General features: G+C 65.7%; 19 protein-coding genes. 9 read left to right on the top strand and 10 right to left on the bottom strand.

Annotation, left to right across the window (positions count from 1 at the left end):
• Window positions 1–16: 16 nt before the first annotated feature.
• Entirely contained in the window at window positions 17–1,246 is a 1,230-nt protein-coding gene (gene hemA / locus FG93_RS10910; protein WP_043234384.1) for a 5-aminolevulinate synthase, read from the bottom strand.
• A gap of 616 nt (window positions 1,247–1,862) precedes the next feature.
• Entirely contained in the window at window positions 1,863–2,615 is a 753-nt protein-coding gene (locus FG93_RS10905) for an SDR family NAD(P)-dependent oxidoreductase (protein ID WP_043234383.1), read from the bottom strand.
• A gap of 354 nt (window positions 2,616–2,969) precedes the next feature.
• On the opposite strand from FG93_RS10905, the gene FG93_RS10900 reads away from it, so the two are divergent.
• The 6 genes from FG93_RS10900 (at window position 2,970) to FG93_RS10875 (ending at window position 10,163) form a co-directional block, all read left to right on the top strand.
• Window positions 2,970–3,884: a LysR substrate-binding domain-containing protein gene (locus FG93_RS10900; RefSeq protein ID WP_081881449.1), complete on the top strand. Its 915-nt coding sequence runs from the start codon at window positions 2,970–2,972 to the stop codon at window positions 3,882–3,884.
• A gap of 231 nt (window positions 3,885–4,115) precedes the next feature.
• Window positions 4,116–4,604, top strand: coding sequence for an NAD(P)H-dependent oxidoreductase subunit E (locus tag FG93_RS10895; protein ID WP_043234382.1), 489 nt, complete (start codon window positions 4,116–4,118; stop codon window positions 4,602–4,604).
• Window positions 4,601–6,172 carry an NADH-quinone oxidoreductase subunit NuoF gene (locus FG93_RS10890; RefSeq protein ID WP_244448566.1) on the top strand — a complete coding sequence of 524 codons (1,572 nt, stop codon included), beginning with the start codon at window positions 4,601–4,603 and terminating at the stop codon, window positions 6,170–6,172. The genes FG93_RS10895 and FG93_RS10890 overlap by 4 nt, the downstream gene beginning before the upstream one ends.
• A gap of 10 nt (window positions 6,173–6,182) precedes the next feature.
• Window positions 6,183–9,062, top strand: coding sequence for a formate dehydrogenase subunit alpha (gene fdhF, locus FG93_RS10885; RefSeq protein ID WP_043234378.1), 2,880 nt, complete (start codon window positions 6,183–6,185; stop codon window positions 9,060–9,062).
• A complete protein-coding gene (fdhD, locus tag FG93_RS10880) occupies window positions 9,049–9,891 on the top strand; it encodes a formate dehydrogenase accessory sulfurtransferase FdhD (protein WP_052513619.1) in 843 nt (280 codons plus the stop codon). The genes fdhF and fdhD overlap by 14 nt, the downstream gene beginning before the upstream one ends.
• Complete coding sequence (locus FG93_RS10875; RefSeq protein ID WP_052513618.1) at window positions 9,888–10,163, top strand: formate dehydrogenase subunit delta; 276 nt, start codon at window positions 9,888–9,890, stop codon at window positions 10,161–10,163. Before fdhD ends, FG93_RS10875 begins: the two co-directional genes overlap by 4 nt.
• A 64-nt stretch (window positions 10,164–10,227) precedes the next feature.
• On the opposite strand, the gene FG93_RS10870 is transcribed toward FG93_RS10875, so the two are convergent.
• The 8 genes from FG93_RS10870 to FG93_RS10835 form a co-directional block, all read right to left on the bottom strand.
• Entirely contained in the window at window positions 10,228–10,773 is a 546-nt protein-coding gene (locus FG93_RS10870; RefSeq protein ID WP_043234377.1) for a carboxymuconolactone decarboxylase family protein, read from the bottom strand.
• Between the two features lie 143 nt (window positions 10,774–10,916).
• A complete protein-coding gene (locus FG93_RS10865) occupies window positions 10,917–11,780 on the bottom strand; it encodes a carbon-nitrogen hydrolase family protein (protein WP_043234376.1) in 864 nt (287 codons plus the stop codon).
• Window positions 11,777–13,447: an ABC transporter ATP-binding protein gene (locus FG93_RS10860; RefSeq protein ID WP_043234374.1), complete on the bottom strand. Its 1,671-nt coding sequence runs from the start codon at window positions 13,445–13,447 to the stop codon at window positions 11,777–11,779. Before FG93_RS10860 ends, FG93_RS10865 begins: the two co-directional genes overlap by 4 nt.
• A complete protein-coding gene (locus tag FG93_RS10855) occupies window positions 13,447–14,271 on the bottom strand; it encodes an ABC transporter permease (RefSeq protein WP_244448571.1) in 825 nt (274 codons plus the stop codon). Before FG93_RS10855 ends, FG93_RS10860 begins: the two co-directional genes overlap by 1 nt.
• A 47-nt stretch (window positions 14,272–14,318) precedes the next feature.
• Entirely contained in the window at window positions 14,319–15,263 is a 945-nt protein-coding gene (locus FG93_RS10850) for an ABC transporter permease (protein WP_043234371.1), read from the bottom strand.
• 77 nt (window positions 15,264–15,340) lie between these two features.
• The gene (locus FG93_RS10845; RefSeq protein ID WP_043234370.1) at window positions 15,341–16,921 is read right to left on the bottom strand and encodes an ABC transporter substrate-binding protein; all 1,581 of its coding nucleotides are present in this window, start codon (window positions 16,919–16,921) and stop codon (window positions 15,341–15,343) included.
• Window positions 16,922–16,945: 24 nt separating this feature from the next.
• Window positions 16,946–18,424: a M81 family metallopeptidase gene (locus FG93_RS10840; protein WP_043234369.1), complete on the bottom strand. Its 1,479-nt coding sequence runs from the start codon at window positions 18,422–18,424 to the stop codon at window positions 16,946–16,948.
• Between the two features lie 8 nt (window positions 18,425–18,432).
• The gene (locus FG93_RS10835) at window positions 18,433–19,758 is read right to left on the bottom strand and encodes an aspartate aminotransferase family protein (RefSeq protein WP_043234368.1); all 1,326 of its coding nucleotides are present in this window, start codon (window positions 19,756–19,758) and stop codon (window positions 18,433–18,435) included.
• 292 nt (window positions 19,759–20,050) lie between these two features.
• Between FG93_RS10835 and FG93_RS10830 the strand changes: the two genes are divergently transcribed.
• From FG93_RS10830 to FG93_RS10820, 3 genes are all read left to right on the top strand, one after another.
• The gene (locus tag FG93_RS10830; RefSeq protein WP_244448565.1) at window positions 20,051–20,926 is read left to right on the top strand and encodes a MurR/RpiR family transcriptional regulator; all 876 of its coding nucleotides are present in this window, start codon (window positions 20,051–20,053) and stop codon (window positions 20,924–20,926) included.
• A 118-nt stretch (window positions 20,927–21,044) separates the two neighbouring features.
• Window positions 21,045–22,190, top strand: a complete 1,146-nt coding sequence (locus FG93_RS10825) for a PspA/IM30 family protein (RefSeq protein WP_052513616.1) — start codon at window positions 21,045–21,047, stop codon at window positions 22,188–22,190.
• Window positions 22,187–22,822 (top strand): OB-fold-containig protein, encoded by a 636-nt coding sequence (locus FG93_RS10820; RefSeq protein ID WP_043234366.1) that lies wholly within the window; start codon window positions 22,187–22,189, stop codon window positions 22,820–22,822. Before FG93_RS10825 ends, FG93_RS10820 begins: the two co-directional genes overlap by 4 nt.
• Window positions 22,823–22,846: the final 24 nt, after the last annotated feature.

Raw genomic sequence — 22,846 nt, 5'->3', positions numbered from 1 at the left:
AGGAAGTTTGGAACGCCTATTCTGCAGCGATTGCCGCTGCCTTCGCGGTGAAATGCATCTCCTCCCAGAGCGCCGAAAGTGCCGAGACCAGGTGATCAATGTCGGCATCGCAGTGGACCGGGGACGGGCACAGGCGCAGACGCTCCGTCCCGCGCGGCACCGTGGGGTAATTGATCGGCTGAATGTAGATCGCAAAACGGTCGAGCAACGCGTCGGTCAGCCATTTGCACAGCACCGGATCGCCAACGAGGACGGGCACGATGTGACTGGGGTTCGGCATCACCGGAAGACCCGCCTCCGTAAGGCGGCGCTTCACGAGCTGCGCCCGCTCCTGGTGACGCTGCCTTTCGGTTTGGCTTGCCTTGAGATGTCGGACGCTGGCCAGAGCGCCGGCGACGATGGCCGGCGCCAGCGATGTCGTGAAGATGAAACCGGGCGCATAGGAACGGATGGCGTCGCAGCAATCACGGCTGGCGGCGATGTAGCCGCCCATCAGGCCAAAGCCTTTCGCGAGCGTTCCCTCGATTATGTCGATCCTGTCGGCGAGCCCGTCCCGCTCGGCGACGCCACCCCCGCGCGGTCCGTACAGACCGACGGCATGGACCTCATCGAGATAGCTGAGAGCATTGTAGCGCCGGGCGAGCTCACAGATCTCCGCGATTGGCGAAATGTCCCCGTCCATCGAATAGACGGACTCGAACGCCACGATCTTGGGCAGATCCGGATCGACCGATCGGAGCTGCCGTTCGAGATCGGCAACGTCGTTGTGGCGCCAGATGCGTTTCTCTCCGCCGCCGTGGCGGATGCCCTCGATCATCGAGGCGTGGTTCTTCTCATCCGAGAAGACCACTGCCCCCGGCAACAGCTTGACGAGGGTCGAAAGCGTCGCGTCGTTGGCCACATAGCCGGAGGTAAAGAGCAAGGCGGATTCCTTGCCGTGCAAGTCGGCAAGTTCCGCCTCGAGTTCGACGTGGTAATGCGTCGTGCCGGAGATGTTGCGCGTGCCCCCCGAGCCTGCGCCGGCATAGTTGATGGCCTCATGCATGGCTGCGAGCACGTCGGGATGCTGGCCCATTCCAAGGTAGTCATTCGCGCACCACACCGTGATGTCGCGTGTGCCATGTTCGAGGAACTGCTCGGCGGCAGGAAAGTGTCCTCGCGCACGCAGCACCTCTGCAAAAACGCGATAGCGTCCTTCCCGCTTCAACTCGCAGATTTTTTCGGCAAATTTCTCTCTATAATACATGGCTGCCGCCCTGTGTTCTGCATCTAGATTCAGTATTGCTCCGATTTTAGTTTTGTATCTTAATATATCTCTAGATACATCTTTGGTAATGCCAATATGATACTCTTTAGAACGCTACTAATCTATAGACCAATGACGATGGAATTTTGCGACCTATGTCGCAGACGCGTCCCCGACTTTCCTCCCGCTCCAGGCCTCGAACCGGCCGGCGCTGATCGGGAGCAGGAAGCGAGTGCTCCGGGAAGCCGCTGGCCGCACTGGATCACTGCTCAGTTCAAGGCGAGACCGGCCCTCTGGCGTCCGGATCAAGGCACTACGCGATCTTCGCATGCACGCCGGGCAAGGTGGCCGCCCGGTGCATGGGCCTTCTCTGGATGTGGGTCCAACCGCGCCACGCACCGCGCCCGGGCGCTGGCGGGGTCCGCCGGGAATTGCCTCGTGGCTTGAAGACGGCTTCCTTTTGCCCCAGCCCGATGTTCCTGGGTGGGTATTTCTTGAAGGTCGCGGCATGCCCCTTCATCTCGGCGGCCAGCGCCTGGCCCCTCGGCGTCGAGGGAGAAAGCGGGTTTCGCCACCCCGGCAGCGACGTCGCTGACGGGGCAGGCAGCGTGCGCGCTCAGGTCAGCAACTGACCGCCATCGACGACGACCGTTTGCCCAGTCACCCAGCTCGCCATGTCGCTCGCCAGGAAGAGGGCAACGTTTGCGACCTCCTCCGGCGCCCCGAACCGTCCCCAGGGGATGCTGCCGAGCGTGCGCTCGTAGAGCTGCGGATCGGTCGTCTTGCGGCTTTCCCACGAACCGCCTGGAAATTCGATCGAGCCGGGCGCGATGGCGTTGACCCGGATGCGCTTTGGCGCAAGCGCCCGCCCCTGTCCCATCGTGTAGTTGACGACCGCCGCCTTGATGGCGGCGTAGGGCAGCGAACGCGGCACCGCCATCAGGCCGGAAATCGACGAGATGTTGATGATGGCGCCGCCCCCGGCTTCCTCCAGGAACGGCATGGCCGCCTGGGTGGCGCGCACCGTCGCCATCAGGTCGACATTGATGCTGGCCTGCCAGCCGCTCTCGTCATCCTTTGAGCCGAAGCCCGACGCGTTGTTGATCAGGATGTCGATGCCACCCAGCGCGCGAGCGGCGCCGGTCACAAAGCTCGCGGCCGCGCTTGCCTCGCCGAGATCGCATGCCATGCTGAAGACCGCCCCGCCATGCCGCTTCAGCTCGGCTTCGACCGCGGTGAGCCCCGCCGCATTGCGGGCGCAGACCGCCACATCGGCGCCACCCGCCGCGAAGGCGAGAGCGATGGATCGCCCGATGCCGCGACTGCCGCCCGCGACAACGACCTTCTTGCCCCTGAAGGAGATTTCCATTGCATAGCCCCGTGCAAACCATTTGGCAGATCACGCCATGGTGCGCGTTCGGCAAACCGGCCTCAATCCGAATATCGCCCGGCCGCGATGTGTCCACACCTCTGTGAGGATCGGATCGTCTGGGCCGGTCCAGCGCGGGCGCGAACGCCAAGTTCCGAAAAGGTCTGAGCGCTGCGAAGGCAGACCGGCACATTTTCACGTTGAACCGAGCGGCTGCTGCGCTAGATCGCCGTGCGTCCGTGCGTCCGTGCGTCCGTTCGGACGCAGGATGGGCGATCTATCTCATTGTTTGAGCATCGGATTTTTCCGAAAACCGGATTCCACTTTTCGGTCCGATGTTCTAGCCTGGCTGCAATGATCATTCGTCAGCTTGTCTATCTGGACGCTCTTGCCCGCGAGAAGCATTTTCGACGCGCGGCCGAGGCCTGCCATGTCTCCCAACCAACCCTGTCGACGGCTATCGGACAGCTGGAGGAGGAACTTGGCGTGCTCATCGTCGAGCGTGGGCGCCGATTTCAGGGGCTGACCAAGGAGGGCGAGGTGGTGCTCGCCCATGCCCGCCGGATCCTGGCGGAGGCAGACCTGCTGAAGGAATCGATCGTCGAGCTCAAGCAGGGCGTGAGCGGTCGCATCAGGCTCGGCGCCATTCCGACAGCCCTGCCGATGATCGCCCATATCACCGCGCCGTTCTCCGAGCGCTACCCGACCGTCTCCCTGACCGTGCTGTCGCTGACCTCGGCGGAGATCCAAAGCCGGATCGACAATTTCGAGCTCGATGTCGGCGTCACCTATCTCGACAACGAACCGCTCGACAGGGTGATCTCGAAGCCGATCTACCAGGAATCCTATGTGCTGCTGACGCGCGAGGATGGCGCGCTCGGCGGACAGGACACCATCACCTGGGCGGAAGCGGCGGAACTCAAGCTCTGCCTGCTGACCGCCGACATGCAGAACCGGCGGATCATCGACGGCATCTTTCGCTCGGTCGGACATGCGCCGCGGCCGGCGATCGAAACCAATTCGATCTTCAACCTGTGCTCCCATGCCGGAATCCAGGGCGTCTCGAGCATCGTCTCGCTGCAGCTTCTCGAGTTCTTCGGTGTGCCGCTCGGAACCAAGGCCCTGCCCCTGGTGGAACCGGACGCCAAACGCACCATCGGGCTGATCGTGGCGGATCGCCAGCCCTTCGCGCCGCTGACGCGCAACCTGCTGATGATGTCGCATCCGATCAGCGAAGCCGGCCTGCCTCGCCTGCCCATCGTGAGATAGCTGCATTCTATCTAACACGGCAGATCCGGCGCATCGCAGCGGGGAACCACAACCAATCGGGCGCGCTTCTAGCGATCGGTACGCAAAATGATGCGACGGGCATCCCGCTACGGCGGTTTTTGATAGCCAAAAACTATCATATAGTTGGAACAAACAATTTGAAATCGTTCCAACCTTGGTCACCCTAGCGACAAGCACGAAAGCCGATTCAACGGCGCCGCTGGAGGAAATATGGCTGAGTTTTCGGCATGGGACCGGGACGTGGCACGCCGGATCATTGGCGGGCTCGTTCATCTCGAGGGCGCAACCCTGCCCATCCTGCACGCCTTGCAGGAAGAGTTCGGCTATATCGACGCCGAAGCTGTACCACTGATTTCCGAAGCCTTGAATCTGTCGCGTGCCGAGGTTCACGGCACGATCACCTTCTATCACGACTTCCGGACTGAGCCGCCGCCGCGTCGCGTCGTCAAGCTGTGCCGGGCCGAGGCCTGCCAGGCGCGGGGCTGCGAAGGCCTCGTCATGCATCTGGCCCAAGCGGGCGGGATCGCCCTTGATAATCCGGCGGCGGGCAGCCCGGTCGTCGTCGAGACGGTCTATTGTCTCGGCAACTGCGCGCTCGGCCCCTCCGCCATGGTGGACGGCGAGTTGATCGGTCGTGTCGACGCTGCGCGCCTCCTCGCGCTTTGCGAGGTGTCGACTGGCTCCGGGGATCAGCGATGAGCGACATGATCCCCCGCATCCGCATCTTCGTGCCGATCGATGCCGCCGCCTTGTCGGTCGGTGCCGAGGGTGTCGCGCAGGCGATCCTGCGAGAAGCAGCGGAGCGCGGCGTCGAGATCGAACTCGTCCGCAATGGTTCGCGCGGCCTGCTCTGGCTGGAACCGATGGTCGAGGTCGAAACCAGCGAGGGCCGTATCGCCTATGCCCCGGTCACGGCTGCCGCGGTGGCGGGCCTGTTCGATGCCGGGTTCATGCATGGCGCTGCGCATGCGCTGCGCCTTGGTCCGGTCGCCGAACTCGACTGGATGAAACGGCAGCAACGCCTGACCTTCGAGCGTGTCGGCGTGACCGACCCGCTCTCGCTGGCCGACTATCGCGCTCATGGCGGTCTGGCCGGATTGCAGGCGGCGCTCGCGCTTCAGCCGGCCGAAATCGTCGAAACGGTTCGCGCCTCCGGTCTGCGCGGTCGGGGCGGCGCCGGGTTCCCGACGGGGATCAAATGGAAGACCGTCCATGATGCCAGGGCCGAGCAGAAATATATCGTCTGCAATGCCGATGAGGGCGATTCCGGTACCTTTGCTGACCGCATGCTCATCGAGGGCGATCCCTTCCTCCTGATCGAAGGCATGGCGATCGCGGCGGTCGCCGTCGGCGCGACCCGTGGCTACATCTATCTGCGCTCGGAATATCCGCATGCCTATCGCGCACTCTGCCGCGCCATTCTGAAGGCGGAGGACGCAGGCCTGCTGGGCGCCTCGGTTCTCGGGTCCGGACAGGCTTTCCACCTCGAGGCGCGGCTCGGAGCCGGCGCCTATATCTGCGGCGAGGAGACTTCGCTGCTCGAAAGCCTGGAAGGAAAGCGGGCGATCGTCCGGGCCAAGCCGCCCCTGCCGGCGCTGCAGGGGCTGTTCGGCAAGCCCACAATCGTCAACAACGTGCTGTCCTTCGCAGCCGTGCCATGGATCCTGGCCCATGGCGCGCAGGCCTATGCCGATTTCGGCATGGGCCGCTCGCGCGGCACGCTGCCGGTGCAGCTTGGCGGCAATGTCAGGCGCGGCGGCCTGATCGAGCTCGCCTTCGGCATCTCGCTGAGGGAGATCATCGAGGGCTTCGGCGGCGGGACGCAGAGCGGCCGGTCGATCCGTGCCGTGCAGGTTGGCGGCCCGCTGGGCGCCTATCTGACTGCGAGGCAGCTCGACACGCCGATGGACTACGAGGCGCTGGCGGCGATGCAGGCGATGCTCGGCCATGGCGGCATCGTCGTCTTCGACGACACGGTCGATATGGCGAAGCAGGCGCGCTTCGCCTTCGCCTTCTGCGCCAAGGAAAGCTGCGGCAAGTGCACGCCCTGCCGCATCGGCGCGACGCGCGGCGTCGAGGTTATGGACCGCATCATCGCCGGGCAGGAGCGTCCGAAGAACATCGCCGTGCTGCGCGATCTTTCGCACGTGATGACCGACGCCTCGCTCTGCGCGATGGGTGGCCTGACCCCGATGCCGGTGCTGAGCGCGCTGAACCATTTTTCCGAGGATTTCGACCGGCCACCGCTGCCGATGGCCGCCGAATGAGGAGCCTCTGATGACCCTGATCAAGGAGATCGATTTCGGGACGCCGATCCGCATGGCGGAGAAACTGGTCACGCTGACGGTCGACGGGCAAAGCGTCACGGTTCCGGCAGGCACCTCGGTGATGGCTGCAGCGATGAGCCTCGGCACCACGATCCCCAAGCTGTGCGCCACCGATACGCTCGAACCCTTCGGCTCGTGCCGGCTCTGCCTCGTCGAGATCGAGGGGCGGCGCGGCACGCCTGCCTCCTGCACCACACCGGCCGAGGACGGCATGGTGGTCAGGACGCAAAGCGAGCAGCTCTCGACGCTTCGCAAGGGCGTGATGGAGCTCTACATCTCCGATCATCCGCTCGACTGCCTGACCTGCTCGGCCAATGGCGACTGCGAATTGCAGGACATGGCCGGCGCTGTCGGCCTGCGCGAGGTGCGCTACGGCTATGAGGGAGAGAACCATGTCTTTGCGAAACAGGATGGCGCGGCCAACGGGCTGTTCCTCGGCAAGGACACTTCGAACCCCTATTTCACCTACGACCCGTCGAAATGCATCGTCTGCAACCGTTGCGTCCGCGCCTGCGAGGAGGTGCAGGGCACATTTGCGCTGACGATCACCGGACGCGGCTTCGAGTCGCGCGTCGCGGCTGGCCCGACGGACTTCCTCGGCTCCGAATGCGTCTCCTGCGGAGCCTGCGTCCAGGCCTGCCCGACCGCGACCTTGATGGAAAACTCCGTCATCGCGATGGGCCAGCCGGAGCATTCGACGGTCACGACCTGCGCCTATTGCGGTGTCGGCTGCTCGTTCAAGGCCGAGATGCAGGGCGACCGCGTCGTGCGGATGGTTCCCTACAAGGACGGCAAGGCGAATGAGGGACATTCCTGCGTCAAGGGGCGCTTCGCCTGGGGCTATGCGAACCACAAGGACCGCATCACGCAGCCGATGATCCGCGCGTCGATCACCGATCCCTGGCGCGAGGTGTCCTGGGAGGAGGCGATCGGCTACGCCGCCTCCGAGTTCAAGCGGATCCAGGCCAGCTACGGCCGGGAATCGGTTGGTGCGATCAGCTCGTCCCGCTGCACCAATGAAGAGGTTTTCCTCGTCCAGAAGCTGGTGCGCGCCGCGTTCCGCAACAACAATATCGATACCTGCGCCCGCGTCTGCCACTCGCCGACGGGCTACGGGCTGAAGACGACTTTTGGCACCTCCGCCGGCACCCAGGACTTCAAGTCCGTGTCCAAGGCGGATGTGATCATCGTCATCGGCGCGAACCCGACCGAGGGACATCCGGTCTTCGCCTCACGGATGAAGAAGCGCCTGCGCGAAGGAGCGAAGCTGATCGTCGCCGATCCACGCAGGATCGACCTTGTGAAGTCGCCGCATGTCGAGGCCGAGCACCATCTTCAGCTCAAGCCCGGCACCAATGTCGCGCTGGTCAATGCGATGGCCCATGTCGTGGTCACCGAAGGACTGATCGACGAGGATTATGTCCGCGAGCGCTGCGACCTCACCGATTTCGAGTTCTGGGCCCGCTTCATCGCCGAGGAGCGCAACTCGCCCGAGGCGAGCGAGGCGTTCACCGGCGTACCGGCGGCGGACGTCCGCGCCGCCGCACGCCTCTTCGCCACCGGCGGCAATGGCGCGATCTATTACGGGCTTGGCGTGACCGAGCACAGCCAGGGCTCGACCACCGTCATGGCCATGGCGAACCTGGCGATGGCCACCGGGAATATCGGCCGCGAGGGCGTCGGCATCAACCCGCTGCGCGGACAGAACAATGTTCAGGGCTCCTGTGACATGGGGTCGTTCCCGCATGAGTTTTCCGGTTATCGCCACGTCTCGGACGATGCGACCCGCGAGATCTTCGAGATGATGTGGGGCGTGCCGCTCGAGACAGAGCCGGGCCTGCGCATTCCCAACATGCTCGACGAGGCGGTCGGGGGCACCTTCAAGGGGCTCTATGTCCAGGGCGAGGACATTGCGCAGTCCGATCCCAACACCCAGCACGTCACGGCGGGTCTCGCTGCGATGGAATGCGTCGTGATCCAGGATCTGTTCCTGAACGAGACGGCGAAATACGCGCATGTCTTCCTGCCGGGCTCATCCTTCCTGGAAAAGGACGGCACGTTCACCAATGCCGAACGCCGGATCAACCGTGTGCGCCAGGTCATGGCGCCGCTCCCGGGCAAGTCGGAATGGCAGGTCACGATCGATCTCGCCAATGCGCTTGGCTATGACATGGCCTATGCGCATCCCAGCGAAATCATGGACGAGATCGCGCGCCTGACGCCGAGCTTTGCCGGTGTGAGCTATGACAAGCTCGACAAGCAGGGCTCGGTGCAATGGCCCTGCAACGAGAAAGCCCCGAACGGCACGCCACTGATGCATGTCGATCGCTTCGTGCGCGGCAAGGGCAAGTTCATGATCACGGAATTCGTGGCGACGCAGGAGCGCACCGGCCCGCGCTTCCCGCTGATCCTGACGACCGGCCGCATTCTCTCGCAGTACAATGTCGGGGCGCAGACGCGCCGGACCGAGAATACGATCTGGCATGATGAGGATGTGCTCGAGATTCACCCGTTCGACGCGGAGAACCGCGGCATCCAGACGGGCGATCTGGTCTCCCTTGCCAGCCGCTCGGGCGATATCGCGCTCCGGGCCGAGGTCTCGGAGCGCATGCAGCCGGGGGTGGTCTACACGACCTTCCACCATGCCTCGACCGGCGCCAACGTCATCACCACCGATTATTCGGACTGGGCGACGAACTGCCCGGAATACAAGGTCACGGCCGTCGAGGTGCGGCGCACCAACGCTTATTCGCAATGGCAGGAGCGCAACCGGGAAGAAGACGTCTCGCTGCGGCTGATTGCAGACAGGTTGCCGGATGCCGCGGAATAATTCGCCCGCCCAGCCCCCGGCCACCTGCGCCGTCCAGGTCGAACCGCTGCGGTTCGATGCCGGCCCGCAGCCGCTCGCGACCGCCGAGGTGCCGGTCGAGATGCCGGTGAACGTCGTCTATGGCACCCTGCCCTATGCGGTGATGATGGCGAGCCCGGCCGACCTGGAGGATTTCGTCGCCGGTTTCAGCCTGACCGAGGGCATCATCACCGGGGTCGAGGAGATCCGCGAGATCCGGGTCGCCCAGCAGGATGACGGCATATTGGTCTCGGTCGAGCTCGCACCCGGTCGTTTCCGCGAGCATCTCGCCCGCCGCCGCAACCTCTCGGGCCGCACCTCCTGCGGCTTATGCGGCGTCGAAACCCTCGCCGATCTGCCGGTCGCGGAGCTGGTGTCCCGCGGCAGCACCCCGATCACGCCCAGCGCCATCCGCGCGTCGCTTGCCGCCCTCGAAGGCCATCAACCCCTGCATCGCCTGACGCACGCCGTGCATGCCGCCGCCTGGTGCGACAGCACGGGTGCGATCCTGGCTGCACGGGAGGATGTCGGCCGCCACAACGCGCTGGACAAGCTGATCGGCGCCCGGCTTCGCGCCGGCAAAGACGCCGAGGGCGGCTTCATCCTTGTCACCAGCCGCGCCTCCTTCGAAATGGTCGAGAAGGCCGCGATCTTCGGGGCGGGAACGCTGGTTTCGGTTTCGGCCCCGACATCCCTGGCGATCGAGCGGGCAAGGCGCCTCGGTCTCACCCTTGTCAGCATCGCCCGCAGCGATGCGGCCATGCTCTTTGTCGGTACGCTCGCGCATGAGCGGGAGGCCCATACATCATGAGCACGACCAGTCATCCGCCCTCCTCCCATGCCGAAGCGGTCCTGGCAGGCAAAGTCGCCAAGCTCGCTCATATGGGCGGCCAGATCGCCGAGTTCTTCAAAGCCTACCCGGACGAGCAGGCCGTGCCCGCCATCGCCGACCACATCAACCAGTTCTGGAGCCGCCGCATGCGGGACGACTTCATTGCAGCCTTTGGCGAGGACCCGTCCGGATTGCCGCCGCTACTGCGCAAGGCGCTGCCCAGGATCAAGGGCGCGCCCCCCGGACACTGACATCTCTGCTGCTCGGGGAAACGTTCGGATAGATCGAGGGCGGCAAGCGTGGCCGGTATTCCAGTTACGCGCCTGACAGCGGCCGTTCCGCCATTTCCTTGGCAACCGACGCGTCGATCGGCGTGTCATAGGTCATCAGGATATAGCCCAGCACGGAATAGAAGCCGACGGTCGCGATCAGGTCGAAGACCGCCTTGCGCCCGAACGCCTCGGCAAGCTCGGCCTCGAGTTCGGCCGGAAGGCGGCGCTGATCGAACAGCGCGTCGACCGCACGCGCGACCAGCCCGTCCTCGCCCTCCGGCATCCCGCGCATCGCGGCGATCCGCGCATCGCTCATCCCCAGCACCCGGGACCGGCTGACATGATGGGCCCATTCATAGGGCGAGCCCATCCGGTGCGCGGCGCGCAGGATCACCAGTTCCGATCGCACGGCTCCGAGCGCGCTGTCCTTCACCACATGCTGACGCAGCGCCGCCCAGGCCTTCAGAAGTTCCGGGTGATGCGCCATCGTCCGGTAGACATTGAGCGCGCCGGCGAATCCGGTTCGCATCTCGGCAATCTGGTCGGGCCAGTCGGCATCCGCGATCGGTGGGCAGGGAGAGGTCGTCATCGTTAATCTCGTTGGAAGGCAGCGCCGGAGGATGCCGGCTCTCCACAGCATCGGCCCGAAACGTGGATAGCGGTTTTCGGGGGACGTCGATGCAAGCACATTAGGTTAGATCATCGGACCGGATACGGGATCCGCTCCAATGATCAAGGCGCGAGATATTTCGCGTAGAGGGCGGGAGCACGATCGGCCCAGATGCCGGTGAAGCTGCGATAGCGCGCGATCTCGGCAAGATCGATGCTCACGCGCAGCACGTCCTCGCGATCATGGTCGAGCGCACCGAGCAGCGTGCCATCCGGCCCCACCGCGCAGGAGCGGCCGAAGAAACGCTGGCCGCCGCGGCTGCCGCTGCGGTTGCAGCTGAGGAAGAAGACGCCGTTCTCCGTCGCCCGCGTATAGGCACGGTGGATGAAGAGTGCCTCATCGCTGACCGGAGCGTTCTCGGCGCCGAAGGAGGCCCAGACCGAGGTAACGATGCTCGCGCCCTGCAAGGCGAGGATACGGGTGATCTCGGGAAAGCGGATGTCGTAGCAGATCTGCATCCCGAGCCGCGTCCCGAAGACCGGGAAGGTCTCGATCCGGTCGCCGCCGGTGAAGAAGAGCTTCTCGTTCTGCCACTGATGGACCTTGGTGTAGGAGCCAAGCACGCCATCTGGCCCGATCAGCAGCGAGGCGTTGTGCATCACCCCGGCGCGTAGCGGATCGCGCAGCCCGAGCCCGATGACGAGATGGACGCGATGCCGGGCGGCGAGCGCCACAAGCGCCCGGACCTCCTCGCCATCCGGTTCGGCGCAGGCCCCATAGAGCGCTTCGCCGAAATGCGGCACGTCGCTGACGATCGAACCACCGGGCACGAGCGGCTCGACATAGCCGGTATTCGCGAGTTCCGGGAACAGGATAAGCTCTGCCCCCCGGGCAGCCTCAGCCGCGACGAACTCATGGATCCGCCGGAAATTCTCGGCCGGCGCCAGCGCGCGGATGTCGAGCTGAACGAGGCTGGCGGAAATCATGCGAACGCTCCGGTGATGCGGCGGCCGGCCGCGAAATCCCAGCCGCGGCCAGGGGCGGCGTTGATCAGCGCACGCGTATACTCGTGATGCGGACGCGCCAGAACCTCTGCGGCCGGCCCATGTTCGACGACGCGGCCGCGTTGCATCACCATCACCTCGTCGCAGATCTGGGCGGCGACGCGGAGGTCATGGGTGATGAACAGCACCGCGAGATTGCGGCGCTGCTGGATCTCGGAAAGAAGCGCGAGCACCTGCGCCTGGACGGAGACGTCGAGCGCCGAGACGGCTTCGTCGGCGACGATGACCTCGGGCTCCATCATCAGTGCGCGGGCGATCGCGATGCGCTGGCGCTGGCCTCCCGAGAACTGGTGCGGAAAGCGCTCGAGGCTGGCGCGCGGCAGGCCGACCACTTCGAGCAACTCGCCCGCGCGCTGCAGCACCGAGGCCCTATCCTCGCCGAGATTCAGCGGCCCCTCGATCAGGCTCTCGCCGATGCGCAGGCGCGGATTGAGCGAGCGGTTGGGGTCCTGAAAGACCATCTGAACCCGTCGCCGGGCCGGCGCCAGCGCCTTCTGCCCCTGAAGCGCGGCGATGTCCTGGCCATTGACCCGGATTTCCCCGCCGGTCGGATGCTCCAGCCGCAGCAGGCAGCGTGCAACCGTCGACTTGCCCGAGCCGCTTTCCCCGACGATGCCGAGCGTGCGGCCGCGGGCAAGGCGGAAGCTGACATCGTTGACCGCGCGCACGGTGCGGATGTCGCGTTTCAGCAGCGCTCCGAGCAGCGAGCCGAAGCTGAAGACTTTTTCGAGATTGCGGACCTCGACGACGGCATCCTCGGCCCCTGCCGCCCGCGGCGCGCGCGGGACCAGGGACGGCACGGCCTGCAGCAGGTCGCGCGTATACTCCTCGCGCGGACGGGCAAGCACCTCCTCGACCGATCCGGTCTCGACGACCTCACCCCGGCGCATCACGCAGACACGGTCGGCGATGTCGACGACCACGCCCATGTCATGGGTGATGAAGAGCACGGCGGTGTTCTGCTTCTCCTGCAGCTCGCGGATCAGGCTCAGGATCTGCTTCTGGGTCGTGACGTCGAGCGCCGTTGTCGGTTCGTCGGCGATCAGGAGCTTCGGCTTGAGGGCGAGCGCCATCGCGATCATCACGCGCTGGCGCTGGCCGCCGGAGAGCTGGTGCGGGTAACTGTCGTAGATCCGCGCCGGATCGGGCAGATGCACCGAGGCGAAGGCGGCGAGTGCGGCTTCGCGGCGCTCCTTCGGCCGCATCCGCGTATGCGCCCAGAAGACTTCGTCCATCTGCAGCCCGATGGTCAGAACCGGGTTCAGCGCCGTCATCGGCTCCTGGAAGATCATCGCCATTTCGGCGCCGCGCAGCGCCTTGGTCCGGGCCGGCGTCGCGGTCAGGATGTCCTCGCCGTTGAGCCGGACCGTGCCGGCTGTCGCCCGCAGCTCGTCGCGCGCCAGCAGGTCCATCGTGACCAGCGAGGTCACCGATTTGCCGGAGCCGGATTCGCCGACGAGGCACAGCGTCTCGCCGGGCTGGATGTCGAAGCTGATGCCCTTCAGGATCTCGACCGGCTGGCGGCCGCAGGTCGCGACGCTGAGGTTCCGGACTGAAAGCACGGGCTTAGGGGTGGCGGCGGGCGTCATCACGGGCTCCTCCCCTTCATCTTGGGGTCGAGGCGGTCGCGCAGCGCGTCGCCGAGCAGGTTGATCGACAGGATGCAGAGCGACAGCACGATGGCCGGCCAGAAGACGAGCCACGGATTGATCGCGAAATAGAGCCTGCCCTCGGCCATGATGTTGCCCCAGGTCGGGATCTCGGTGCCGATGCCGACGCCGAGGAACGACAGGGCCGCCTCGGTGAGGATGGCCGCGGCGTAGATATAGGTTCCCTGCACGATCAGCGGCGCGATGGTGGCGGGGAAGAGATGCCGCGTGATCAGCCTGGTCGCCGGCGTGCCGAGCAGCATCGCCGCATCGACATAGGTTTCCGAGCGGGCCGCGATCACGCGCGAGCGCACCAGGCGCACCACCTGCGGGATCTCTGGCAGGGTGATGGCGACGATCACCGTGACCAGCCCGGCCTTGGTCAGCGCCACGACGGCGATGGCGAGAAGGATGCCGGGAATGGCCATCATCCCGTCCATCATCCGCATCAGCACCGCATCGAACCCGCGGAACCAGCCGGCGAGCAGTCCGAGCGGCAGCCCGATCAGGACCGAGGCCAGCGTGACGCCGCCGCCGACCAGCAGCGAGACCTGCGCGCCATAGACGACGCGCGAATAGAGGTCCCGCCCGAAGCTGTCGGTGCCGAGCCAGTAGGTCGACGAGGCCGGCTTGAGCCGCATCGCCGGATTGAGCTTGGTCGGCTCGAAGGGGGCGATCTGGGAGGCGAAGACCGCCATGGCGATCACCGCGACGAGGATGACGACCGCGAGCACCGTCGTCCAATGCGGCGGCGCGTCGAGCAGGCGGCGGCGAGGCAGCGCGTCTGGTGTGGTGGCTGTCACGGCTGGCCTCACTTGTAACGGATGCGCGGATCGGTCAGCGCATAGGAGAGGTCGATCAGCAGGTTGATCAGGACATAGGCCCCGGCTGTCAGGAGGATGATCGCCTGGATCAGCGGATAGTCGCGTGCGAGCACCGCTTCGACGACGAGCCGCCCGATGCCGGGGATGTTGAATACCGTCTCGGTGACGACCACGCCGGAGATCATCATGGCAAAGCCCGTGCCGACCACCGTCAGGATCGGGATCGCGGCATTGCGCAGGGCGTGGCGGAACAGGACGATCCGGTCGGACAGACCCTTGGCCCGGGCGGTGCGGACGTAATCCTCGCCCAGCACCTCCAGCATGGATGCGCGGGTCATCCGCGAGACCAGGGCGATATAGATCGAGGCCAGGGCGAAACCGGGCAGGACGATGCGATGCAGGAAGGCCCCTAACCCCTCGGCAAGCGGCTTGTAACCCTGCACCGGAAACCATTTCAGGTTCACCGCGAAGATGCTGATCAGCACATAGCCGATGACGAAGATCGGCACGGAGAAGCCGAGCACCGAGAGCGACATGACGAAACGGTCGATCAGCCCGCCATGACGCCAGGCCGCCAGGACCCCGAGCGGCAGCGAGATGAGCACCGTCAGCATCATCGCGACGCTCGCCAGCGCGAGCGTCGGGCCGATGCGCTGGCCGATCATCTCCAGCACCGGCCGCTGCGAGATCAGCGATTTCCCGAAATCCCCCAGAATCATGTCCCCGACCCAGGCCAGGAACTGGCTGGCCAGCGGCTGGTCGAGGCCGAGGCTCTCGCGGATCGCGGCCAGTTGCTGCGGCGTGGCGTGGTCGCCCGCGATCGCCTGGGCCGGGTCGCCCGGCGTCAGGCGCAGCAGCAGGAAGATGAAGAGTGCGATGAAGGCCATGACGGGGACCGCCATCAGCACCCTGCGCAGGAAATAGGAGGCCATGGGCTTCTCCGATCGGGGGAAAGCGAGGACGGCGGCGCAGACGGGCCGTCTCCGCGGGCTCTCGCGTCAGGTCCGGCTTATTTGGCGACGCCCCAGAACAGCGTGAGCGGGCCGGGCTGCAGTCCCTTCAGCGATGTCCGCCAGGCCGCGACGGACTGGAATTCGCCGGCGTTGAAGTAGAAGCCCTCGTCGAAGGCGATCTGCTGGATCTCGCGCGCGATTGTCTTCTGCTCGTCGAGGGTCGTCGCGGCGATATAGGCGGTGCGCAGCTCCTCGACGCGGGCATTGCGCGGCCAGCCCGACCAGGCGGTATCCGAGCCCGAGCCGTCGAGCATCGCATGGACGACCGGGTTCCAGATGCCGGACACGCCCCAATAGGTGAAGAAGAAGTTCCAGCCGCCCTGCGCCACAGGCTGCCAGCCATTCTTGCGCGACTGCAGCGTGGCCCAGTCCATCGAAGCGACCTCGACCTTGAAGCCGGCCTCGCGCAGCCGCTCCGCGGCGACGATCGGCTGGGTGGAGAGCACGGTCAGGTCCGTCGGCTGCATCATCAGCACCGGCTTCCCGTCATAGCCCGAAGCCTTCAGCAGCTCCCTCGCCTTGGCCATGCGCGTCTTGGCGCTGCCGGCGAGATATTCGGAGCCGGCATCGGAGGCCAGCGGCACGTCGCAACCATAGAGCGAGGCGCAGAGCTTGTAGAACTCGCCATCGCCGATCGCGGTCTGCATCAGCTGGTCCTGATCGAGCGCATACATTGCCGCCTGGCGCACCTTGGGATTGTCGAAGGGCGGCTGGCGATGGTTGAAGCGGCCGGTGACCTGGCTGCCGAGCGCATTGATGGCGCCGGTCTTGATCTCGTCATTGGCCTTGAGCAGCGGCAGCAGGTCGATCGTCACCTGCTCGATCAGGTCGACATCGCCCGATTGCAGCGCGTTGATCGAGGTCTGCATGTCGGGCATCGACTTCCAGACGACCTTGTCGACATTGACGAGCTTGCCGCCGGCGGTCCAGCTCATCGGTTCGGAACGCGGCACATAGTCCTTGTTCCTGACATAGACCGCCTGATCGCCCGGCCGGTACTGATCCGCCACGAAGCGGAACGGGCCGGAACCGACCATCTCGGTCACCTGCTGGCCGCTCGGCGTCTCGGCGAGGCGCTTGGGCATCATGAAGGGCGGCACCGGCGAGGGTTTCGCCAGCAGCTCCAGCACCTGTCCGAAGGGTTTTGACAGCCGGATGACGAGTTGCTTGTCGGAGGTCGCCTCGAGGGCGGCGACATGCGCCATCATCGTGCGGCCGGCACCGTCATTCGCCGCCCAGCGCTTGATCGAGGCGACGCAATCCTCGGCCTTGACCGGCGTGCCGTCATGCCATTTCAGCCCGTCGCGCAGGGTGAACGTATAGGTCATCTTGTCGGCAGAGACGGTGTAGTCCGCCATCTGCGGCTGCGGATTGTACTTGGCGTCCATGCCGAGCAGCGTGTCGAACACCATGAAGCCATGCGTGCGGACGATCTGGGCGGTGCTCAGGATCGGGTCGAGCGTCCTGAGCGGCGCCTGCATGACGACGTTCAGCGTGGTCTCCGCCAGCGCCGGCAGGCCGTATAGCGAACCGGCAACCAGCGTTGCTGCGGCGAAACTCCTGAATTGAATGCTCATCTGTCCCCTCATTTTTCTGGTTGGTTATGGTGTCGGCGCGCCATCGTTCCGCCAGGGATAGGCTGCGGCCGTATCAAGCTGTCGGTATGGGATCAGGCGCACATCGGCCGGGCCGAGATCGGGCGTGTCGACCACAAGGATGCGGTCGGCCAAGGGCTCGTAGAAATCGCGGAAATGCGTCTTCGAGCGCAGCAGGATCACGTCGTAGTCCTCGGGGCGCTCGCCGAAGATAAGGAACGGGTCGCCATCGACCGCGAAGGCGAAGTGGGAGACGACCGAGACGCGGATCCGCCCGATCTGGAGCAGCGCGGTGAGGCCGAGATCGACGAAGGAGCCGCGCTGGTAGCGCCCGGAAACGGTGAAGGATTTTGGCCCCGACCAGATCACCCGCGCGGTTGCCTCAACCGGGCCTCCCGTCTCCGGCGCGGTCCTGCCGGCGAGCGCAACGGCGATCTCGGCCCCCGCCCCCGCCGCATGGGCCCGGGCGGCGGTTTCCGGGTCGAGCAGGAACGGGACGTTGACCCGCCCGACATCGCGATCGAGCAAGGCTCGCAACAGATGGGTCGAGTCGTTCATGCGGTCGGCATGCTCGAGCAGCACGATCGGTCGCCCCTGTGCCGGCCGGCGCTCGAGATCGGACAGGGCCTCATCCGCCGTCATGATCGGAATGGCGGCAGCGATGGCGTGCCGGGCGCCGTGGAGCCGCCCCGCATGGGCCTTGGCCTTGGCCTCGGCTGCGGCCTGCCCGTCCCAATCCAGGCAGATCACCGACATGCCGGTGTTCGTGCTGTCGGCATAGGAGAAGCCGGCCATCACCGAGATGTCGCAATCGCCCGCCGCCTCGACTGCCCGCGCCTCGGCCATGATCGTGGCGAGCGGCTCCAGGGCCGTGGCCGACATGATCGAGGGAATGACGATACCGGGCCGAGCCACTGCGAGACCGGGGCGACGCCCCTCGCGCAGCAGGCGCAGCAGGGCCCGCGTCACGCGTTCGCCGGTCTCGCCCATGTCGATATGCGGGGAATGGCGATAGGCGACCGCGATATCCGCGCCGCGCAGCGTCTGGCTGTCGATATTGCCGTGGTAGTCGAGCGCGACCGCGATCGGCAGGGATGGCGCCCTGGCGCGAACGGCGTCGATGACGGAGCGTTCGACGTCTTCATAGCCGGCGGCCCAGCAGGCACCGTGCAGGAACAGGATCACACCATCGAGCGGGCCGGCGTTCTCGATCCCGTCGAGGATCTCCTGCGTGAACTGCGCGACGGCCTCATCCGATGCCGGTCCGAGCGCGCCAAGCAGCGTATGGAACAGGGGCACCAGCTCGGCGCCCTCTGCTTCGCAGACCTTGAGACAGCCGCCCGGAACCGTATTCGTGCCGCGAAACCGCGCGGTGAGCTCCGCCCCGCGCACGCAGACACGCTCGAACGCCTCGCTATCGACCACCTGAGGAACGGCCGTGACCGATTCGAGATTGAAGCCGGCGAAGGCGATGCGCTGTGTCATCGGGCCCGTCAGCTCCGCACCGCGGCGTCGATCGCCGCGCCGATCCGTTCGACGATCAGGTCGATCTCGTCGGGCTGGATGATGTAGGGCGGCGCAAGCAGCACATGGTCGCCAATGCGCCCGTCGACGGTGCCACCCATCGGGTAGCTCATCAGGCCGCGCGCCATCGCCTCCTTCTTGATCCGGGCGTGCAGCTTCAGGGCCGGATCGAAGGGGGCCTTGGTTTCCTTGTCGGCGACGATTTCGATGCCGCGGAACAGGCCGCGCCCGCGGATGTCGCCGACATGGGCGTGCTGGCCGAGCCGTGCGTCGAGCCCGGCCTGCAGGCGCTCGCCCATCAGCCGGACGTTTTCCATCATCTCCGGCTTCGAGATGATCTCGACGACCTTGTTCGCCGCTGCCGCCGCGAGCGGGTGGCAGATATAGGTATGGCCATGCTGGAACAGCCCTGAGCCCTGGGCGAAGGAATCGTAGATCCGCTGCGACAGCAGCACCGCACCGATCGGCTGGTAGCCGCCACCCAGCCCCTTGGCGATGGTGACGAGATCCGGCGAGATGCCGTCCTGCTCGCAGGCGAACATCGTGCCGGTGCGGCCCATGCCGCACATCACCTCGTCGAGGATCAGCAGCACGCCGTATTTGTCGCAGATGCGGCGCACCCGCGCGAAATAATCGGCGACCGGACCGACGGCGCCCAGCGTCGCGCCGACCACCGGCTCGGCCACGAAGGCGATGACCTCCTCGGCGCCGAGCTCGAGGATCTTCGCCTCCAGTTCGTCGGCGAGCCGTGCGGCATAGCCTTCCAAGGTCTCGCCCGGCCTCAGATCGCGATAGGCATAGCAGGGCGAGACATGGTGGGTCTTTGGCAGGATCGGCTGGAACTGGGCCCGCCGCCAGGCATTGCCGCCGGCCGCCAGCGCGCCGAGCGTATTGCCGTGGTAACTCTGTCGGCGGGCGATGAAATGGCGGCGCTGCGGCTGGCCGATCTCGACGAAATACTGCCGCGCCATCTTGAGCGCCGCCTCGACCGCCTCCGACCCGCCCGAGACCAGGTAGACGTAATCCAGGCCCGCCGGCGCCAGGTCGATCAGCCGCTCCGCGAGCTCTTCGGCAATGTCGGTGGTGAAGAAGGAAGTATGGGCATAGCTGATGCGGTCCATCTGCGAGCGCATCGCCGCGAGCACATCGGGGTGGCCATGGCCGAGGCAGGAGACGGCGGCGCCGCCGGAGCCATCGATATAGCTGCGGCCTTCCGCGTCGGTGATGGTGACGCCCTGCCCGGCAACGGCTTCAGGCAACCGCCCATTGAGGGAGCGATGAAGAATCCTGGTCATCTTGGCTTCCGGGTTGTCGTGGACCCCGCCGCCCTCACCGCGGCCCGCAGCTCATCGCACAGCATGGAGATCGATGCAACGATTGTTTTATATGATACATAAACGAAACGATTGAGTCCGATACTGTTTCATCGATACAATCGGACCACAGCGCCCGGAGCGATCGGAAACAGCGACAACGTCCCGAAGTGTTGAGGGAAAGCCGAGATTCCGTTTGAATTCCGGACGCGGCGTGGGAATGGTCGGATCAGGCTGAAGGATGGGCGCGATTCAAATGTTGCAGAACGACGCCATGCGCGAACACATCATCAGCCGCTTCGACGAGATGTCGCCGCAGCTGCAGCAAGCGGCGCGCTATCTGCTTGAGCATCCGCGCGAGGTGGCGCTCGTTTCGATGCGTGAATTGTCCCGGAATGCCGGGGTCCAGCCATCGACGATGACGCGCCTGGCGAAGTTCCTCGGCCTGTCCGGCTATGAGGATATCCGCGCCCATCATGCCGAAGCGATCCGGTTCCGCACCGACGGCTTCGCAGCCCGCGCGATGCAGCACACCAGCGAGGGCGAGCAGGATGTCGCCGGTGCGCAGCTCTCGCGGCGCATGCTGCAAGGGCTTGCCGCCCAGATCGCGCAGCTTTCGGAACCGGCCTCGCTCGACCGCCTCTCGGCCGCGGCGGAGCAACTGGCCCATGCACGCAAGATCTTCGTGCTGGGGCTTCGCTCCTGCCACTCCGTCGCGTGGCAGTTCCATTACGTGATGACGCTGCTCGGCGACAAAACGATCCATCTCGACGGGCCGGCCGATACGGTGGGCGACGGCCTGATCCGCGCGGGGGCGGAGGACGTCCTGCTGGTGATCTCGATCAACCCCTACGCGCTGCACAGTCTCGAACTGGCGCAGCTGGCGCGCGAGAAGGGCCTCGGCATCGTCGCGATCACCGACAGCGAGGTCTCCCCCCTTGTCGGCATCGCCGATCAGGCGATCCTGTGCTCGACCGAGAGCCAGAGCTTCTTTCATACACTGACGCCGGCGCTCGCGATTTCGGAAGTTCTGTGCGGCCTGCTGGCGAACAAGGACCGGACCGCGGCGCTCGAGGCACTGCAGCGCGCCGACCGGCACCTGCTCTCGCTGAACACCTATGCGAGCGCCATTCCGCGCCGCAGGATCTGACGCAGCGGTCGTTTCACCTTCTATTTTGCGGGCGATGAATGGTTGCCAGGTCCTGAGCCCTGCGCAGAGGCAGGGCCTCACTGACGTTACGTTCGTATCTCTTGAAAGCACAAAGGAAGTGCTTTATATCTTCGGCATGGTTCCGCGCTATCAGTCGACCATGAGCTACGTCCTGGCCCCTTCGCCGGATGACATGCGCGCGATCCGCGCGACGCTTGCGGATTATGCCGAGATGATGCGCATTCTCGACGAGATCGAGCGAGATCGCGGTGCCAGCGCAAATCTCGTCGCCCTGCACGAGCAGGCCTACGCCACCATCCGCGAACAGACCCGGTTGCCGGCGCGGCTGGTGACGCTCGGCCTGCGCGATCACGCCGCCCGGACGAGCGGAGCCATCGTCGCAGACCTGCCGCTGGATGGGCGGCTCTATGCCATCAAGACCCCCACGCATCTGAGCCTCTCCACCATCGAGGGGCGCAGGCTCATACCCTACTCTGTTGCCGGCTACGTACCGGGTTGGTCGGATCACGCCGAAGCACGGCTGGTCCTGAGGGATGACGAAACGCTCATCCTCGTCGGCATCGCTGCTGCCATCACACCGAAGGAAACCGTCATGGCCACCGAAGGAATTCTGTCGCGCATCGGGCGTATCATTGCGGGCGCCGCCCACGGCACCGTCGACGCGCTCGAAGGCGCCAACGCCATCGTCACGGTCGAGCAGTCAATCAGGGAGATCGACGCGGTCGCGGAGGATGCGCGGGCGGGCGCCGGCAAGGCGCGCGCTGAGGAGCACCGCCTCAAGGCGAAGATCGCCGAGATCAACGAGGAGATCGAGGATCTCGCCGGCAAGATCGAGCTGGGCCTGGCCAGCGGGCGCGAGGATCTGGTCACGCCCGTGATCGGCCTGCAGATCGACCTGGAGGCGCAGCGCTCGGCCCTCGAGACAGCGCTGGCCGAGGCTGCCGGCAAGATCGAGGAGGCGGGCAAGGCGCTGCAGGCGGTCAACTCCGCCAGGCAGGATGCCGTTGCCCGGCTCGCCGCCCTGAAGAAGAGCAAGGGCGCGGAGGATGCAAGCCAGGGCGTGAGCGCCTCGGTCCGCAACGACAACCGGCTGGCGCAATCGCTGAACGCGATCGAGCGCGTCACCGGTGTCTCGGGTCGGCCGACGACGGGCGCCTCCGAGGTCGAGGAACTCGCCCGCCTGCAACGCGAGAAGGCGATCCAGGAGCGACTGGCCCGCTATAAGGGGCACCGCGGTTCATGAGCGCACTCACTGCGCCGGGCTTCTATCCCTTCACGATCGCAGCGCTGATCCTCGTCGGCATCGTCGCCATCGAGATCCTTGCCATGGTCGTGGGGATGTCGATCTCCTCGCTGGTGAATGACGGGCTCTCCCATCACGGCGTCCATAGCGAGCACGGCCCGCTCGATGCCTGGATGTCCTGGCTCAACCGGGGCGGCGTGCCACTGCTCGTGTTGATCATGATCTGGCTGGCGTCGTTCGCCATCGCCGGCTTCGCCATTCAGGGCCTGGCCCAGGCGCTCCTTGCGCCACTGCCGACACTGATCGCCAGCCTGCTCGCCGTGATGGCGGCGCTGCCGATGACACGTGCGCTGTCCCGTTGGACGGCGCGGATTATCCCGGGCGATGAATCCAACGCCATCAGCCAGTCCGACCTGATCGGGCTGACCGGCACGGTGACGCTGGGCCCGCTCGACCAGGGCAAGCCGGGACGCGTCCGCGTCAGGGACCTGCACGGCAACATCCACGTCCTGCGGGCAAAAGCCGCCGCGGGCCACCTCATCCCGCAAGGGGCGAGCGTCCTGGTGGTCGATGGTTCCAATGGGTTGTTCGAGGCCATTCCTGCGCCGGAGGAACTCGGCGCGCAGACTTGAAGCTGGGTAAGGGGAAATACGTTC

The organism is Allobosea sp. LC85, assembly GCF_000735605.1.
GTDB lineage: Bacteria > Pseudomonadota > Alphaproteobacteria > Rhizobiales > Beijerinckiaceae > Allobosea.
Note: the sequence above shows the minus strand (reverse complement) of the source record. Positions and strands in the feature narration are given on the sequence as shown.